At 37.3% G+C, this 13850-nt stretch carries 14 protein-coding genes and 1 tRNA gene; 13 read left to right on the forward strand and 2 right to left on the reverse strand.

Annotated features, from left to right (window positions below):
• Nucleotides 1-9 precede the first annotated feature (9 nt).
• Nucleotides 10-957, forward strand: coding sequence for a DNA-binding protein WhiA (whiA, locus tag ACIQXW_RS17345; protein ID WP_173479448.1), 948 nt, complete (start codon nucleotides 10-12; stop codon nucleotides 955-957).
• A 109-nt stretch (nucleotides 958-1066) separates the two neighbouring features.
• Nucleotides 1067-1324, forward strand: a complete 258-nt coding sequence (locus tag ACIQXW_RS17350) for an HPr family phosphocarrier protein (protein ID WP_340822520.1) — start codon at nucleotides 1067-1069, stop codon at nucleotides 1322-1324.
• Between the two features lie 302 nt (nucleotides 1325-1626).
• On the opposite strand, the gene clpP is transcribed toward ACIQXW_RS17350, so the two are convergent.
• A complete protein-coding gene (gene clpP / locus ACIQXW_RS17355) occupies nucleotides 1627-2214 on the reverse strand; it encodes an ATP-dependent Clp endopeptidase proteolytic subunit ClpP (protein WP_024363901.1) in 588 nt (195 codons plus the stop codon).
• A 307-nt stretch (nucleotides 2215-2521) separates the two neighbouring features.
• Between clpP and ACIQXW_RS17360 the strand changes: the two genes are divergently transcribed.
• The 4 genes from ACIQXW_RS17360 to ACIQXW_RS17375 all read left to right on the forward strand — a co-directional run bounded on the left by ACIQXW_RS17360 (nucleotide 2522) and on the right by ACIQXW_RS17375 (nucleotide 5410).
• Nucleotides 2522-2596 (forward strand) — tRNA-Arg (locus ACIQXW_RS17360).
• A gap of 504 nt (nucleotides 2597-3100) precedes the next feature.
• Nucleotides 3101-3895: a basic amino acid ABC transporter substrate-binding protein gene (locus ACIQXW_RS17365; RefSeq protein WP_340822523.1), complete on the forward strand. Its 795-nt coding sequence runs from the start codon at nucleotides 3101-3103 to the stop codon at nucleotides 3893-3895.
• A 91-nt stretch (nucleotides 3896-3986) separates the two neighbouring features.
• Nucleotides 3987-4691, forward strand: a complete 705-nt coding sequence (locus ACIQXW_RS17370; RefSeq protein ID WP_340822524.1) for an amino acid ABC transporter permease — start codon at nucleotides 3987-3989, stop codon at nucleotides 4689-4691.
• Nucleotides 4688-5410, forward strand: a complete 723-nt coding sequence (locus ACIQXW_RS17375) for an amino acid ABC transporter ATP-binding protein (protein WP_340822525.1) — start codon at nucleotides 4688-4690, stop codon at nucleotides 5408-5410. The genes ACIQXW_RS17370 and ACIQXW_RS17375 overlap by 4 nt, the downstream gene beginning before the upstream one ends.
• Before the next feature lie 50 nt (nucleotides 5411-5460).
• Here the strand turns inward: ACIQXW_RS17375 and ACIQXW_RS17380 are convergent, their stop codons facing one another.
• Nucleotides 5461-6075 carry a spore coat protein gene (locus tag ACIQXW_RS17380; RefSeq protein ID WP_340822526.1) on the reverse strand — a complete coding sequence of 205 codons (615 nt, stop codon included), beginning with the start codon at nucleotides 6073-6075 and terminating at the stop codon, nucleotides 5461-5463.
• Between the two features lie 160 nt (nucleotides 6076-6235).
• Here ACIQXW_RS17380 and ACIQXW_RS17385 point away from each other — a divergent pair, with 160 nt between their 5' ends.
• The 7 genes from ACIQXW_RS17385 (at nucleotide 6236) to gap (ending at nucleotide 13522) form a co-directional block, all read left to right on the forward strand.
• Nucleotides 6236-6817, forward strand: coding sequence for a LemA family protein (locus ACIQXW_RS17385; RefSeq protein ID WP_402764168.1), 582 nt, complete (start codon nucleotides 6236-6238; stop codon nucleotides 6815-6817).
• A complete protein-coding gene (locus tag ACIQXW_RS17390; RefSeq protein WP_402764171.1) occupies nucleotides 6817-7572 on the forward strand; it encodes a TPM domain-containing protein in 756 nt (251 codons plus the stop codon). Before ACIQXW_RS17385 ends, ACIQXW_RS17390 begins: the two co-directional genes overlap by 1 nt.
• A 377-nt stretch (nucleotides 7573-7949) precedes the next feature.
• Entirely contained in the window at nucleotides 7950-10226 is a 2277-nt protein-coding gene (locus ACIQXW_RS17395) for a S9 family peptidase (RefSeq protein ID WP_402764174.1), read from the forward strand.
• Nucleotides 10227-10534: 308 nt separating this feature from the next.
• Entirely contained in the window at nucleotides 10535-10771 is a 237-nt protein-coding gene (locus ACIQXW_RS17400) for a glutaredoxin family protein (RefSeq protein WP_340822530.1), read from the forward strand.
• Nucleotides 10772-11084: 313 nt separating this feature from the next.
• A complete protein-coding gene (locus tag ACIQXW_RS17405; RefSeq protein ID WP_255313811.1) occupies nucleotides 11085-11207 on the forward strand; it encodes a hypothetical protein in 123 nt (40 codons plus the stop codon).
• 232 nt (nucleotides 11208-11439) lie between these two features.
• Nucleotides 11440-12468 (forward strand): sugar-binding transcriptional regulator, encoded by a 1029-nt coding sequence (locus ACIQXW_RS17410; RefSeq protein WP_402764178.1) that lies wholly within the window; start codon nucleotides 11440-11442, stop codon nucleotides 12466-12468.
• 37 nt (nucleotides 12469-12505) lie between these two features.
• Complete coding sequence (gene gap, locus ACIQXW_RS17415; RefSeq protein ID WP_340822535.1) at nucleotides 12506-13522, forward strand: type I glyceraldehyde-3-phosphate dehydrogenase; 1017 nt, start codon at nucleotides 12506-12508, stop codon at nucleotides 13520-13522.
• The last annotated feature ends 328 nt before the right edge of the window (nucleotides 13523-13850 follow it).

Consider the following 13850-nt stretch of genomic DNA (forward strand, 5'->3'; position numbering starts at 1 on the left):
GGGCGTAATATGTCATTTGCTTCAGAAACGAAAAAAGAGCTGACGCAAGTAGAAGCGGACGATTATTGTATGAAAGCAGAAGTATCTGCTTTAATTCGTATGAATGGTTCATTATCTTTTGCTAACAAGCAACTTAGTTTAGACGTGCAGACTGAAAATGCTGCAATCGCTAGAAGGCTTTACACAATTATGAAGAAGTTGTACCCCTATAACGTCGAGCTACTTGTACGTAAAAAAATGCGTTTGAAAAAGAACAACGTTTATATATGTCGTGTGCGAGAAGGGGCGCGTGAGTTACTCATTGATTTAGCGATAATTTCGGATGATTTCCAATTCAATCACACGATTTCTAAAGAGCTTATTAAAAAGAGTGGCCATAAAAGAGCTTACTTACGTGGAGCATTTTTAGCAGGTGGCTCGGTAAATAACCCAGAAACGTCTGCCTATCACTTAGAAATTTATTCTTTGTATAAAGAACACGGTGAAGCATTAATGGATTTGATGAATGAATTTGAGTTGAATGCAAAAACAATTGAACGAAAGAAGGGCTTTGTGACATACTTAAAAGAAGCGGAAAAGATTTCCGATTTTTTAAACATTGTCGGAGCTCATCAAGCAATGATGAAATTTGAAGATGTTCGTATATTACGCGATATGCGAAATAGTGTTAATCGTATTGTAAACTGCGAAACAGCAAACTTGAATAAAACGATAGGCGCTGCACTACGCCAGGTAGAAAATATTCGCTTTATCGAAAATTCAGTAGGGCTGGATCAGCTGCCTGAAAAGCTTCGTGAAATTGCACGCTTACGTGTGGAATATCAAGATGTAACGTTAAAAGAACTTGGTGAAATGGTATCAAGTGGAACGGTTAGTAAATCAGGAGTTAACCATCGATTGCGTAAAATAGACGAAATAGCAGATGCATTAAGAAGAGGTGAAAAAATAGGCGGTTAAGCTTTCATACAAAAGACAGAAAGCTAGTGCAATCGCTTATTGTTCTTCTACTGCTAAGTGCGGTAATATAAAACTAATAGATGAACGGTAGTGAAGGAGAGAATTGCGAATGACTGAGAAAACAGTCCAGGTAAAATTAAAATTAGGACTACAAGCTAGACAAGCGGCGTTATTTGTACAGGAAGCAAATCGTTTTAGTGCTGATATTTTTCTTGAAAAAGACGAGAAAAAAGTAAATGCCAAATCCATTATGGGTGTAATGAGCTTAGCTATTGCTAAAGGTACAAAGGTTGTTTTAAGCAGTGAAGGTAGCGATGCAGAGCAAGCGGTTACATCATTAGCTGCTATTATTGAAAAAGAAGACTAAGCAAAGCCATGCTTAGCATATTAAAAACAAAAAAACCTCTAAGTCCACGTGACTTAGAGGTTTTTGATCTGCCGCCGTTGAATTCCGCTACGGGTGGATGCTTTCCTCGGACACACCGTAAGCCAAAACCCTCGTTAGCACGCGAATTGTTGCGTCTTACATTGCGTGTATTCCCAAAGCAGTCTAAGTAAATTTTCCCTTGGCAAGCTATTGGCTAGCATGGAAATTGTTTGAGAATTGTTTGCGTGCCTGGCACCTATAAAAAAACCGCTAAGTCGCATGGACTTAACGGTTTTTTCTAATTAGCGTTCGTTACGTACAAAAATATGGTCGATTAAGCCGTATTCTTTTGCGCGTTCAGCTGTCATGAAGTTATCACGGTCAGTATCTCTTGAGATGACTTCTAGTGGCTGACCAGTACGCTCAGATAAAATACCATTTAATTTTTCACGAAGGAATAAAATGCGTTTTGCAGCAATTTCAATTTCAGTCGCTTGACCTTGTGCACCACCAAGTGGTTGGTGAATCATTACTTCTGCATTTGGTAATGCATAGCGCTTACCAGGTTCACCAGCAGCAAGTAGGAAAGCACCCATTGATGCAGCCATACCAATACAAATTGTTTGTACTTTTGGCTTGATGAATTGCATTGTATCGTAGATTGCCATACCAGCTGTAATAGAACCACCTGGTGAGTTAATGTAAAGAGAAATGTCTTTATCTGGATCTTCTGCTTCTAAAAATAGAAGCTGCGCAACAATTGAGTTAGCAACGTTGTCATCAATTGCACTTCCTAATAGGATAATACGGTCTTTTAGTAGTCGTGAATAAATGTCATAAGCACGTTCACCACGACTTGTTTGTTCAATAACTGTAGGAATTAAATTCATGTTAAATCCTCCTTAAAAAGCTAAATTCGAATACTTTTACTGAAATCATCCATTATATTTCAGTTGTAACCTTATCATACACATTATAGTCAGGGAAGGTCAAATATTAACGCTGATATTAAGAAATTAAATCCATAATAAAAATTAATATTTATAGTTGAATTATGGGCAATACGTTTGTATAATAGAAAGGTCGTAAGTTAAAGTACAGTACACTATTTTGTAGGTATGCTTCTACAATGAGGATTATCTACATGATGCTTTACCGTAAAGCCTAAGAGTGAGTACTTTTTTTTTATGTTCAATTGCCCTCGTGGTGTAATGGATAACACGTAAGATTCCGGTTCTTGCACTGGGGGTTCGATTCCCTCCGAGGGCGCCATTTACTGATTTATTGATTTACTTTTATAGCTCGATTCTCCTAATAAGTAGCTTAGCAGCCTTCTTAGTGGAGAAAGAGAGGAATATGGTGGAAATCTGTCCCTTAGGCACTATTCCCATATTTATTCCTTTCTAAACCATCAAAAGCAAGAACTCCAAAAAGTTTTTTAGTGAACATACTGATCGTGAGGCTAGCATGCTAGCCCAAAAGAAGAATCCTATCTGAGGGGATTCTTTTTTTGTGGGCAAAAATATCTAAATTTAGCATAAAAATCATCTTAGAATTGCATAAGTATACATTTTAAGACATAGATATTGTTTTTATTACATAATTTCTCTTCGTTCTGTATAGTAAAATTCATTATTATGAAAAAATAATCACTTTTATGCGAAATCGTATTGTATATCAACTCTATTGACACTATAATTGACCTAATAGTCTAACATTTCCGAATTGATAAAAATGAATTAGTCGGAAAATATTAATCGTTTAGGGGGAAAAATTATGAAAAAACGTTTTTGGACGTTATTGATGATTGTAGCAGCATTTACGCTTGTGCTAGTTGGCTGTGGTGCAAAAGATGATGCATCATCTGGCGACGCAGGTTCTGGTGGCGGCGGCAAGGATAAAGTTTATAAGGTAGGTACAGAGGCTACTTTTGCACCATTTGAATCAATTGACGATAAAGGGAATATTGTAGGATTAGATGTCGATATTTTGCAAGCGATTGCAGACGAAATGGGCATTAAAGTAGAATGGGAAAACATTGGTTGGGAGCCTGTATTCCAAACAATTAAAAATGGTGAAACAGACATCGGTGCATCGGGTATTACTATTAATGAAGAACGTAAGGCTTCATTTGATTTTACAGAGCCATATTATGAATCTCAATTATTAATCGTAGTTAAAGAGGATTCGGATATTACTTCATTAGCAGATTTAAAAGATAAAAAGATTTCAGTACAAATAAATGCAACTGGTCATATGGCTGCAAAAAAATTACAAGGTGATGCAAGCACAAACATTATGGCATTCGAAAGCCAACCTGTTGCTATTCAAGAAATGTTAAACGGTAACGTTGATGCAACAATTGGTGATAATGCAGTTATTTATGAATATATTAAAGCTAACCCAAAAGCAAAACTTAAAGTAATTGAAGATGATGCATTTGAAAAAGAATACTACGGCTTTATGGTGAAAAAAGGCAATACGGAATTATTAAACCTATTAAATGAAGGTCTACAAAAAATTAAAGACAATGGTAAATTAAAAGAAATTACTGGTAAGGACTTTAAGTAATGGATGATGCCGTTAGCCTAATCATGCTAGCGGCACATTTGATTTATTAGCGTATTTAGTAGAGAAATTGATAGGGAAAGTAGGGGTTCTAATGGACATCTTTGATTTACGCTGGGACATAGTTTGGAACTACCGTGATATGTTTATCCGTGGTATTGGTATAACAATCATCTTAACGCTCAGTGGTTATTTTGGTGGTATTATTTTAGGCTTACTGTTAGGTTTAGGGAAAGTATCTAAAAATAAGTTTATTTACTGGCCATGTAAACTATATGTAGATTTATTCCGTGGAACACCAATGCTAGTGCAAATTTTATTAATTCATCTAGCGGTTATCCCAACGATTTTTGGCCATTCATTAGGATATATGGTGTCAGGTATTACCGCACTAGTATTAAACTGTGCAGCCTATAATGCAGAAATATTCCGTGCGGGTATTCAAAGCATTGATAAAGGACAAATGGAAGCAGCGCGTTCGCTTGGCCTAACACACAATCAAGCGATGAAAAAAGTTATTTTACCACAGGCTTTTAGACGTATGATTCCACCGCTTGGTAATGAATTTATTGCATTATTAAAAGACTCTTCTTTAGTAACGGTTATTGCAGCGCCAGATATTTTATATGCAAGTAAAGTTGTGGCAGGTGCGAGCTTCCGTTTCTGGGAACCGTATATTGTAGCTGCATTACTATACTTGGTTTTAACATATGGTGTAACAAAAGTAGTAGCATTTATCGAAAAACGATTCAGCAATAGCTATGTCCCTCGTAAAGCGGAAGGGAGAGAAGCAAGATGATTAGAATTGAAAACTTACACAAATACTTTGGAAAATTAGAAGTGCTAAAGGGCATCGATTATGAAATACATGAAAAGCAAGTTGTCTGTGTAATTGGACCATCAGGATCAGGGAAAAGTACTTTTTTACGTTGCATTAATATGCTAGAAGAAGTGACGGATGGAGCAATTTATATAGAGAATGTGAAGGTAAATGGACCAAAAACGAATATAAATGCTATACGAGCAGAGGTCGGTATGGTATTCCAACAATTTAATTTGTTCCCTCACATGAATGTAATTGATAATGTAACAATGGCTCCAATGCAAATTCGAAAAATGAATCGTGCGGATGCAGAGAAACTTGGCCATGAGTTACTGCAAAAAGTCGGTCTAGATAGTAAGGCTTACAACTATCCTGAGCAGCTTTCAGGTGGACAACAACAACGCGTAGCGATTGCAAGAGCATTAGCGATGAAACCTAAAGCTATTTTATTTGATGAACCAACTTCAGCACTTGATCCAGAAATGGTGAAAGAAGTTTTAGATGTTATGAAAAATCTAGCATCTGAAGGTATGACAATGATTGTAGTAACACATGAAATGGGCTTTGCACGAGAAGTAGGAGATCGTGTTGTGTTTATGGATGGTGGCTATATTGTAGAAGAAGGGACACCAGAAGACATCTTTGGCAACCCGAAAAATGAGCGTACAAAAGCCTTTTTAGGAAAAGTTCTATAATGAAAATGGAAAACCATTCAAAGCGAAAGCGATGAATGGTTTTTTTGCATTTAATGGAGGGGATTTGTAGTTGTTGCATAAGCATCAAGCATTGCACGCATATCTTGTTGCGTGTATTGTGGCACTTGATAATAGCCATGCTTATTTTGGTAAATAGATACTTCGTATGCCATCTCGATACAGTTGGGAATACTATCAGCAACAACACGGCGAACAACTGGATTTGTTGTTTCTGTCGCTGCTGCAGTCATACATTTAGCTGAACCTTTATGGGCACCAAGTAAGAAGCCAGATATAACTTCATCATTTATCTCACTTGCATTTTGCATTGGCTTTTTCGGCTGAGAGGGCTTAATGCCATATTGGAAGTTGTTCCCTGTCTGCATTTCATAGCGACCAGTTGGAACGGAAGGATCATGCCCTGTTTTAAATGATTCCACAATCGTATTGTACATACCGAGTGTGAAATTATATTGATTATCCAAAATGCTAAGTAGTTCTGGATCTTTTACTTGCGGACGTAAAATAATGGATAGGTTTAGTCCAGCGATTATTTCGCCAATTGTTTCATGCATGTCCATAACTTCGTGGCCACCATGATTTAGGCTTTGTTGTTGGTTAGGTGTTGTTGCATCATTTGATTCATTATAAAAAGATTGTGACAAAAAAAACGCCTCCTGAATTGTATAGTTTGTTGCAGTTTTTAGTATGTCTTGTTAGTCCTGTTTCATACGATATAAATCCGTTTGCATATATTTAGCATAGTGATGTTTTTTTGTAACACATTAGAGGTATAAGAAAAGAAAGTTAAGGGAGGATATAAAATTGAAAAAAGTACTTGGACCTGTGGGAATAATCATCATTGTTTTAGCTGTATTAGCTTTACTATTTATTCCAAAATATAATGGCCTTGTGACGGCGGAAGAAAATGTTGATTCGAAGTGGGCTCAAGTCGAAAATCAACTACAACGCCGCTATGATCTAATTCCGAATTTAGTGGAATCTGTAAAAGGATATGCTAATCATGAGCAAGAAGTCATTGCCAGCATTACAGAGGCTCGTGCACAGATGGGGAATGCACAAACACCAGAGGAACAAGCGAGTGCCAATGATGCATTAAACGGTGCACTTAGTCGATTGCTTGTAGTCGTAGAAAATTATCCGAATTTAAAAGCCGATGCAAATTTCCGTCAATTAATGGATGAACTTGCAGGGACTGAAAATCGATTAACAGTAGCACGTGAAGATTATAATAATGAAGTACAAGGCTTTAATAAAAAAGTAAAACGCTTCCCAGGTAATATTATCGCAGGTATGTTTGGCTTCGAACAAAAGGAATACTTTAAGGCAGCAGCCGGAGCTGAAAAAGCACCTGCAGTTGATTTTAGTGATTCAGGTAAACAATAATGAAACGTTTGATAGTAACGTTTTTAGTTGCTTGTTTAATGTGGCTTGTAACAGCTAATAGTGCGCTAGCACAGTTGCCTACACCAATGAAAAATACGTACATTCATGATTTTGCGAATGTGCTTTCAACTTCTGTAAAGGAAGAACTCAATCATTATTCAGAGCAATTAGACAAAGGTACAGGTGCAGAAATAATGATTGTAACGGTGGATAGCATTCAAGGGCAAGAGGCTAAAATGTATGCAACGAAATTAATTCGTGCTTGGGGCATTGGAGATGCAAAGAAAAACAATGGTGTCCTATTATTGGCTACATTTGGGCAAGGACAAGGAAATAATGATGTAGTTATTGCTGTTGGCCAAGGTCTAGAAGGTGCGTTACCGGATGGAAAATTAGGACGTATTTTAGACGATGCTTTTTATCCATACGCGAGTAACGGTGAAGTCGATCAAGCATTTCAAGCAACATATGCCGAATTATTTCAAACTGTAGCAAAAGAATATAATTGGGACGGTGAGATGCCAGCACAAGCAGTGGAGGATGAATCGATGCCCAATTGGCTATTTGTATTAATCGTTATAATAGTGCTTGTTTTCATTATCTTCTCAAATGGCGGAGGCGGACCACGTTCAAGGGGACGGGGAGGTTATCCAGGAGGTTTTGGTGGAGGCTTTGGCAGAGGTGGCGGAGGCGGAGGCTTTGGAGGCTTCGGCGGTGGATCATCTGCCGGCGGCGGCGCCAGCCGAAAGTTTTAATCGAGTGGGAATGATTGAACGCAATTGTGTGAGTGCCAATTGTGTGAGTGCCAGGCACCCACACAACAGTGCCAGGCACCCAAACAATTCTGAAAACTTAACTAAGAAAAAATCCACGAAGACTCCTGCGGGAACAGCTTACAACGTGCCCGCGGAAAGCGAAGTGGATTTTTCCGTTTTAGAAGGACTAAATTGTTTAAGTGTCAGGCACCGAAACAATTTAACAAAGGACTCTCCTTAATAGGAGGGTCCTTTTCATTTGGGTAAAAAGGATAAATAAATAAGTATTATCAATTATTGACAAATTAACTAATTTTGTTATAATTTCATTGTATCGACAAACGATATAACGAACACTGATATAAGGAGGAATTACTTTGAAAAAAAGATTTTTATCAGCATCTTTAGCGGTCATTTTAACAGCATCTGTTGTTTATCCTGTTTCAGTACAGGAAGTACGCGCTGCTAATGAAACTAGCAATACTACTATTGCACAAGAGGAGCGCCTAACAGCAAAAGAATTTCTTGATTTAGCTGTAACATCTTTAACATTCCAACATGGCTCAGAATCAATGCGTCAAGAAGTAATTAATAAGTGGGTTAAAGACGGAGAATTAGAAAACCTAAGTAGTTCGATTAAACGTAATGAAGCTGCACGAATTTTAGTAAGAGCTCTTGATAAAGAAGAAAAAGAAGTAACACTAGCAGACTATCTGGAAAAAGCAAATAAGCTAGGCTTATTTAATAGTATTTCAGAAAATAGTGAAACAATTTCAAAACAAGACGCTACTAAAATATTTACTACATTTAAGAGTTTAAAAAACGGTGCTAGTAACGAAGGTGTTAAAGAAATTTCTGTAGAGGATTTTATGAAAAATCCAGGAAACTTCGGCTATCAGCTTTCACCAGATGGTAATTACATTACGTTTGCTTCAGCATGGGAAAACCGTTCAAATGTGTTCGTGAAAAAAATGAATGATGATAGTGAACCTGTTCGTGTATCTAATTCAAAAGATCGTGATATTGCTGGATTCTTCTGGAAAGATGATACATTGCTTTATGCCAAAGATAAAGGTGGAGATGAAAACTTCCACATTTATTCTTCTACATTTAATGGAAAAGAAGAAAAAGATTTAACGCCTTATCCAGGTGTAACAGTAGGGGTATTAAGTGGATTACAAGGTGTTAAAGATGAGATTTTAATTATGATGAATAAAGAAGATGCAACAGTGTTCGATGTGTACAAGCTAAATGTAAAGACAGGCGAAACAAAACATGTTGCAAAAAATCCTGGTAACATCGCAGATTGGCTAGCTGACCGTGATGGTAATATTCGTATTGCAGTTGTTTCTGATGGTGTAGAAGGCATGATTCTATATCGTGATACAGAAAAAGACGAATTCAAGCCATTTATTGAAATGGCAGCGGGCGATGAAGTAACGCCACTTGCGTTCTCTAAAGATAATAAGCATATTTACGCAACTTCTAATAAAGGCAGAGATAAAGTTGAAGTAGTGAAATATGATCTTGAAGGTAACGAAGAAGTCATTATGTCTAATGAAGAAGTAGACGTAGCGGGAGTATTATATAGTAGTGAGCAAGATAAAATTTTATACGGTGCATATGTAACAGATAAAGCACATTACCAATTCTTCGATGAGAAATTTGAGCAGTTATTCCGCAAAATTCAAAACAAGCTAGGTGTTGAAGAAAGCGAACTAGGCATCAACGACTACAATAAAGAAATGACAAAATTCATCGTCAGCGTATCTAGTGACACTGTGTACGGCAAATATTATTACTATGACTCAACTACAGATGAAATGACAGAACTAGCAACATTAAGCCCTTGGTTAAAATCAGAAGAGCTTGCAGAAATGCATCCCGTTTCTTATAAGAGCCGTGATGGTCTGACAATTAACGGTTACTTAACATTACCGAAAAACAAAGAGGCTAAAGACTTACCGCTTATCGTGAATCCACATGGTGGTCCATGGGCTCGTGATATGTGGGGCTTTAACCCAGAAGTACAGCTACTTGCAAACCGAGGATATGCTGTGTTACAAGTGAATTTCCGTTCATCTACGGGTTACGGAAAAGAATTTTTACAAGCTGGTAATAAGCAATGGGGTCTGAAAATTCAAGATGATATTACAGATGGCGTTCAATGGGCAATCGATCAAGGTATTGCTGATCCTGACCGCATCGGTATTTATGGTGCATCATTTGGAGGTTACGCAACTTTAGCTGGTATTGCGTTTACACCTGATTTATATGCAGCAGCAGTTGACTATGTTGGTGTATCGAATATTTTCACATTGCTAGATACAGTCCCTCCATATTGGGAAACTATGCGTAACATGTTCTATGAGCGTGTAGGGCATCCAGAGACAGACAAAGAACTGTTAACAGCAGTTTCACCAGTCTTCCATGTAGATAAAATTAAAACACCATTATTTGTTGCGCAAGGTGCAAATGATCCGCGTGTAAATCAGGCAGAATCTGATCAAATCGTTGAAGCATTACGTGCAAGAGGTGTAGATGTCGAGTATATGCTGAAAGAAAATGAAGGACATGGCTTCCAAAACGAAGAAAACCGCATTGAATTCTATAATGCAATGGTTAAATTCTTTGATAGTCATTTAAAAAAATAACGATAATGAGGCTGTGCAGAAATTTTACTTGCACAGTCTTTTTTCATTTAAATATATATAAGCCATCGATTTCCGCGGGCCCAGGTATGCCAGGCACTCAAATTGTTTGAGTGCCTGGCACTTAATGAGCAGCAGCTCCTAAATAGTAGAAATCCACTTCGCTTTCCGCTCAGCGCTCTGAAGCCACAACCCTCACGAGCGCGCGGTTTGTTGTGTCTTACTTTACTTGGTAAACTTTAATAGGAGTGGCATGAGAATTCAGAATTGTTTGAGTGCCTGGCACCTAAATAGGAAGGGGTTGTGTGTAAATGAACGTGACTTTTTTTAGTCGTTCGCATTGTGAGCTTTGTGTAGAAGGATTACGTACATTAAAGCTTGTTCAAGAAGAACTAGGTTTCTCAATCGACGTCATCGATATAGAAAAAGACGATGCAGTACACGAAAAATATATGTTGATGATACCAGTAGTAGAAAAGGATGGAGAAGTCATACAGTATGGCAATTTAGACTATGCAACATTGATGGAGCATTTGTGCAGTGAATAACCGATGTATCTAATCTATAAAATTAAAAAAATATAACACTTAAAAAATTCGTTATTCACCTCGTGAAGCGCGGATTTTTTTGTTTTCTTCTATTATATAATTAAACCTGTAATTCACGTTATTCACAAATTGTTCAATGAAAGCGTTATGAATATGAACAGTTTGTGAAGAACTTCACACAAAGCTTTATTTTTGAAAAAATTGGAGTAGAATAGGAATCAAGTAAGAGGTTGTTATAAAACAGTTTATAAAAAGTATCACATTATTACGTGGTTGTTATATTACAAAAATAAACTTAAAGGGAGATTTGACTATGTGGGTTATTACAGTATTTGAACAAAAGGACGTTCGTATTTTTGAATACACAAACAAAACGGAAGCAACAAAAGCTTTAGCAGGTTTCAAGAAAAACGCCGTATTATCTTTCACTAAATAAAAACATGCAGTCCCGTAGCCAAATAAATTGGTTGCGGGATTTTTTGATTTTCATAAATAACGCTTTTTTTACAAACCTTATGTCGATAGCGTATAAAGTGTGTAAATGCAAACCATACCATTATTTACTTGCTCTTTTTCTTAAAGCATATTATAATAAAATTACAAGTGGGACACAATTTAGTATAGTGGGTTGATATCCGTCCCATTAAAGTGAGAGGGAGTAGATATAGATGTTAACTGTACCTGAGGCACAGCAAAGACTACTTCCAGAAATGAATCCACTTCTACAATCGAGATACCGTATTTTGCAATCGGTTCAGTTAATGCAACCAATTGGGAGACGAACACTAGCGGAGTCACTTAAGATGACAGAGCGTGAAATCCGTAAAGAAACAGATATTTTACGTGATCAAGGGTTATTAGATTCCCAAAAGTCGGGTATGGTATGTACGAGTGATGGTGAATTAGTTATTGAACAGCTTAGAGCATTAGTTTACGAATGGTCTGGTCTAACGCAGCTTGGCAAGGCGCTCGAAAACCATTTAGGGCTACAGCATGTGCTTGTTGTTCCAGGTGATTATAACGATGATGAAACCATATTAACATTACTTGGAAAGGAAGCGGCACAGCAATTTCTTTCGACTATTGCTAATGAGCAAGTAGTAGCTGTTACTGGAGGAAAGTCAGTGGCTTCGCTAGCACAGTTTTTACAACCAGTTGACGGTCAGCACAATGTAACATTTGTTGCTGCTCGTGGTGGTATCGGACATGAAATGCAAATGCAGGCTAATACACTCGTTGCAACATTTGCTATGCAGATGGAAGCACAGTACCGTACATTGTTTTTACCCGAGCATTTAAGTGAACAGGCATATCAGGCAATGTTAATGGAGCCAATGGTTACAGAAATAATGGCTTACTATGACCGGGCTGATTGCGTTATTCATGGTATTGGCTCTGCTGAAGAAATGGCGATTCGTCGTAATTCATCGGCTGAAGATTTACGTATTCTCGAGGAAAAGGGTGCTGTTAGTGAAGCATTCGGCTATTATTTCAATGCCGAAGGAGAAATTGTACATCGTATTCGTACAATTGGAATTCAACTTGAACAAGTTGAAAAATGTAAGCATATTATTGCGGTTGCAGCAGGAAAACAAAAGGTGAATGCGATGCTATCTTACTTTAAGGTAGCGCCGAAGCAGACGATTTTTATAACAGATGAAGCTGCTGCGAAAGCAATCGCTGAACGTTTACTGTAAAAAATAAATCAATAAAACATTATTGGAGGAATTGACAATGGCATTAAAGTTAGCAATTAATGGATTTGGTCGTATTGGACGTTTAGTATTTCGTGAAGCAATGAAACATGATGAGTTTGAAGTAGTTGCAGTGAATGACTTAACAGATGCTGGTCAACTTGCACACTTATTAAAATACGATTCTGTACACGGTATTTATGATGCTGAAGTCAATGCAGATGAAGATTCTTTCGTAGTGAATGGAAAAACGGTTAAAGTATACGCTGAAAAAGACCCAGCACAATTACCTTGGGGTGAGCTTGGTGTAGACGTTGTACTTGAATGTACAGGTCGCTTCCGCTCAATGGAAGAGGTAGGTAAGCATATTGAAGCAGGTGCTAAAAAAGCGATTTTATCTGCACCAGCTAAAGGCGATATGCCAACATTCGTAATGGGTGTTAACCATGAAGATTACAATCCAAAAACAGATGATGTCATTTCAAATGCATCTTGTACAACAAACTGCTTAGCGCCTGTAGCTAAAATTTTAGATGAGAAATTTGGCATTGAACGCGGTATGATGACAACAATTCACTCATATACAAACGATCAACGTATCCTTGACTTCCCGCACTCTGATCCACGTCGTGCACGTGCAGGGGCAGTGTCAATGATTCCAACAACAACAGGAGCAGCAGTAGCCGTTTCTAAAGTATTACCTCAATTAAAAGGTAAGCTTGATGGATTCTCTATGCGTGTTCCTACACCGAACGTATCATGTGTGGATTTAGTTGTAGAACTTAAAGCAGATGTAACAAAAGATTCGATTAATGCGGCTTTAAAAGAAGCTTCAGAAAATGAGCTAAAAGGTATTTTAGGCTACAATGAACTACCATTAGTATCAATTGATTACAATGGCAACCATAACTCTTCAACTGTTGATGGCCTTTCAACAATGGTTTTAGAAAATAGCATGGTGAAAGTTCTTGCTTGGTACGATAATGAAATTGGTTACTCTACTCGTTTAATGGACCTTGCATTATATATCGCACAACAAGGGTTAAATCATAAATAAGTGTCATAATTCGCAATTTGAAGTAAAAAGTGTGACATAATACGGCTTTTTACGCACAAAAAGTATAGCCTTTATAATATCGAAAAGATATAATAAACAAGGGTAATAGGAGTAGGGGACGTTTACCCTACTCCTTTTTAAATACAAATATCTTGGATAAAATATGGATGACTTGCTATTGTGCAAATTGGTAGTAGTCACCTTGTCTTTTACGAGACACCGAACGTTACTTTTGCTACTATAAAAGCTAATAAAGGTATATTTTAACTTGGTCCAAAGTGTGTAAAGCCAAGATGGGTGGAGCACATTTTATTATGTCCGTACTACA

This window comes from Lysinibacillus sp. NPDC097162 (assembly GCF_044762185.1).
Classification (GTDB): Bacteria; Bacillota; Bacilli; order Bacillales_A; family Planococcaceae; genus Lysinibacillus.

Coding starts and splice junctions, on each gene's coding strand:
- ACIQXW_RS17400 (WP_340822530.1), top strand. CDS start 10,535: ATGAACGTGACTTTTTTTAGTCGTTCGCATTGTGAGCTTTGTGTAGAA.
- ACIQXW_RS17390 (WP_402764171.1), top strand. CDS start 6,817: ATGAAACGTTTGATAGTAACGTTTTTAGTTGCTTGTTTAATGTGGCTT.
- ACIQXW_RS17405 (WP_255313811.1), top strand. CDS start 11,085: ATGTGGGTTATTACAGTATTTGAACAAAAGGACGTTCGTATTTTTGAA.
- clpP (WP_024363901.1), bottom strand. CDS start 2,214: ATGAATTTAATTCCTACAGTTATTGAACAAACAAGTCGTGGTGAACGT.
- ACIQXW_RS17350 (WP_340822520.1), top strand. CDS start 1,067: ATGACTGAGAAAACAGTCCAGGTAAAATTAAAATTAGGACTACAAGCT.
- ACIQXW_RS17375 (WP_340822525.1), top strand. CDS start 4,688: ATGATTAGAATTGAAAACTTACACAAATACTTTGGAAAATTAGAAGTG.
- ACIQXW_RS17365 (WP_340822523.1), top strand. CDS start 3,101: ATGAAAAAACGTTTTTGGACGTTATTGATGATTGTAGCAGCATTTACG.
- ACIQXW_RS17370 (WP_340822524.1), top strand. CDS start 3,987: ATGGACATCTTTGATTTACGCTGGGACATAGTTTGGAACTACCGTGAT.
- gap (WP_340822535.1), top strand. CDS start 12,506: ATGGCATTAAAGTTAGCAATTAATGGATTTGGTCGTATTGGACGTTTA.
- ACIQXW_RS17410 (WP_402764178.1), top strand. CDS start 11,440: ATGTTAACTGTACCTGAGGCACAGCAAAGACTACTTCCAGAAATGAAT.
- whiA (WP_173479448.1), top strand. CDS start 10: ATGTCATTTGCTTCAGAAACGAAAAAAGAGCTGACGCAAGTAGAAGCG.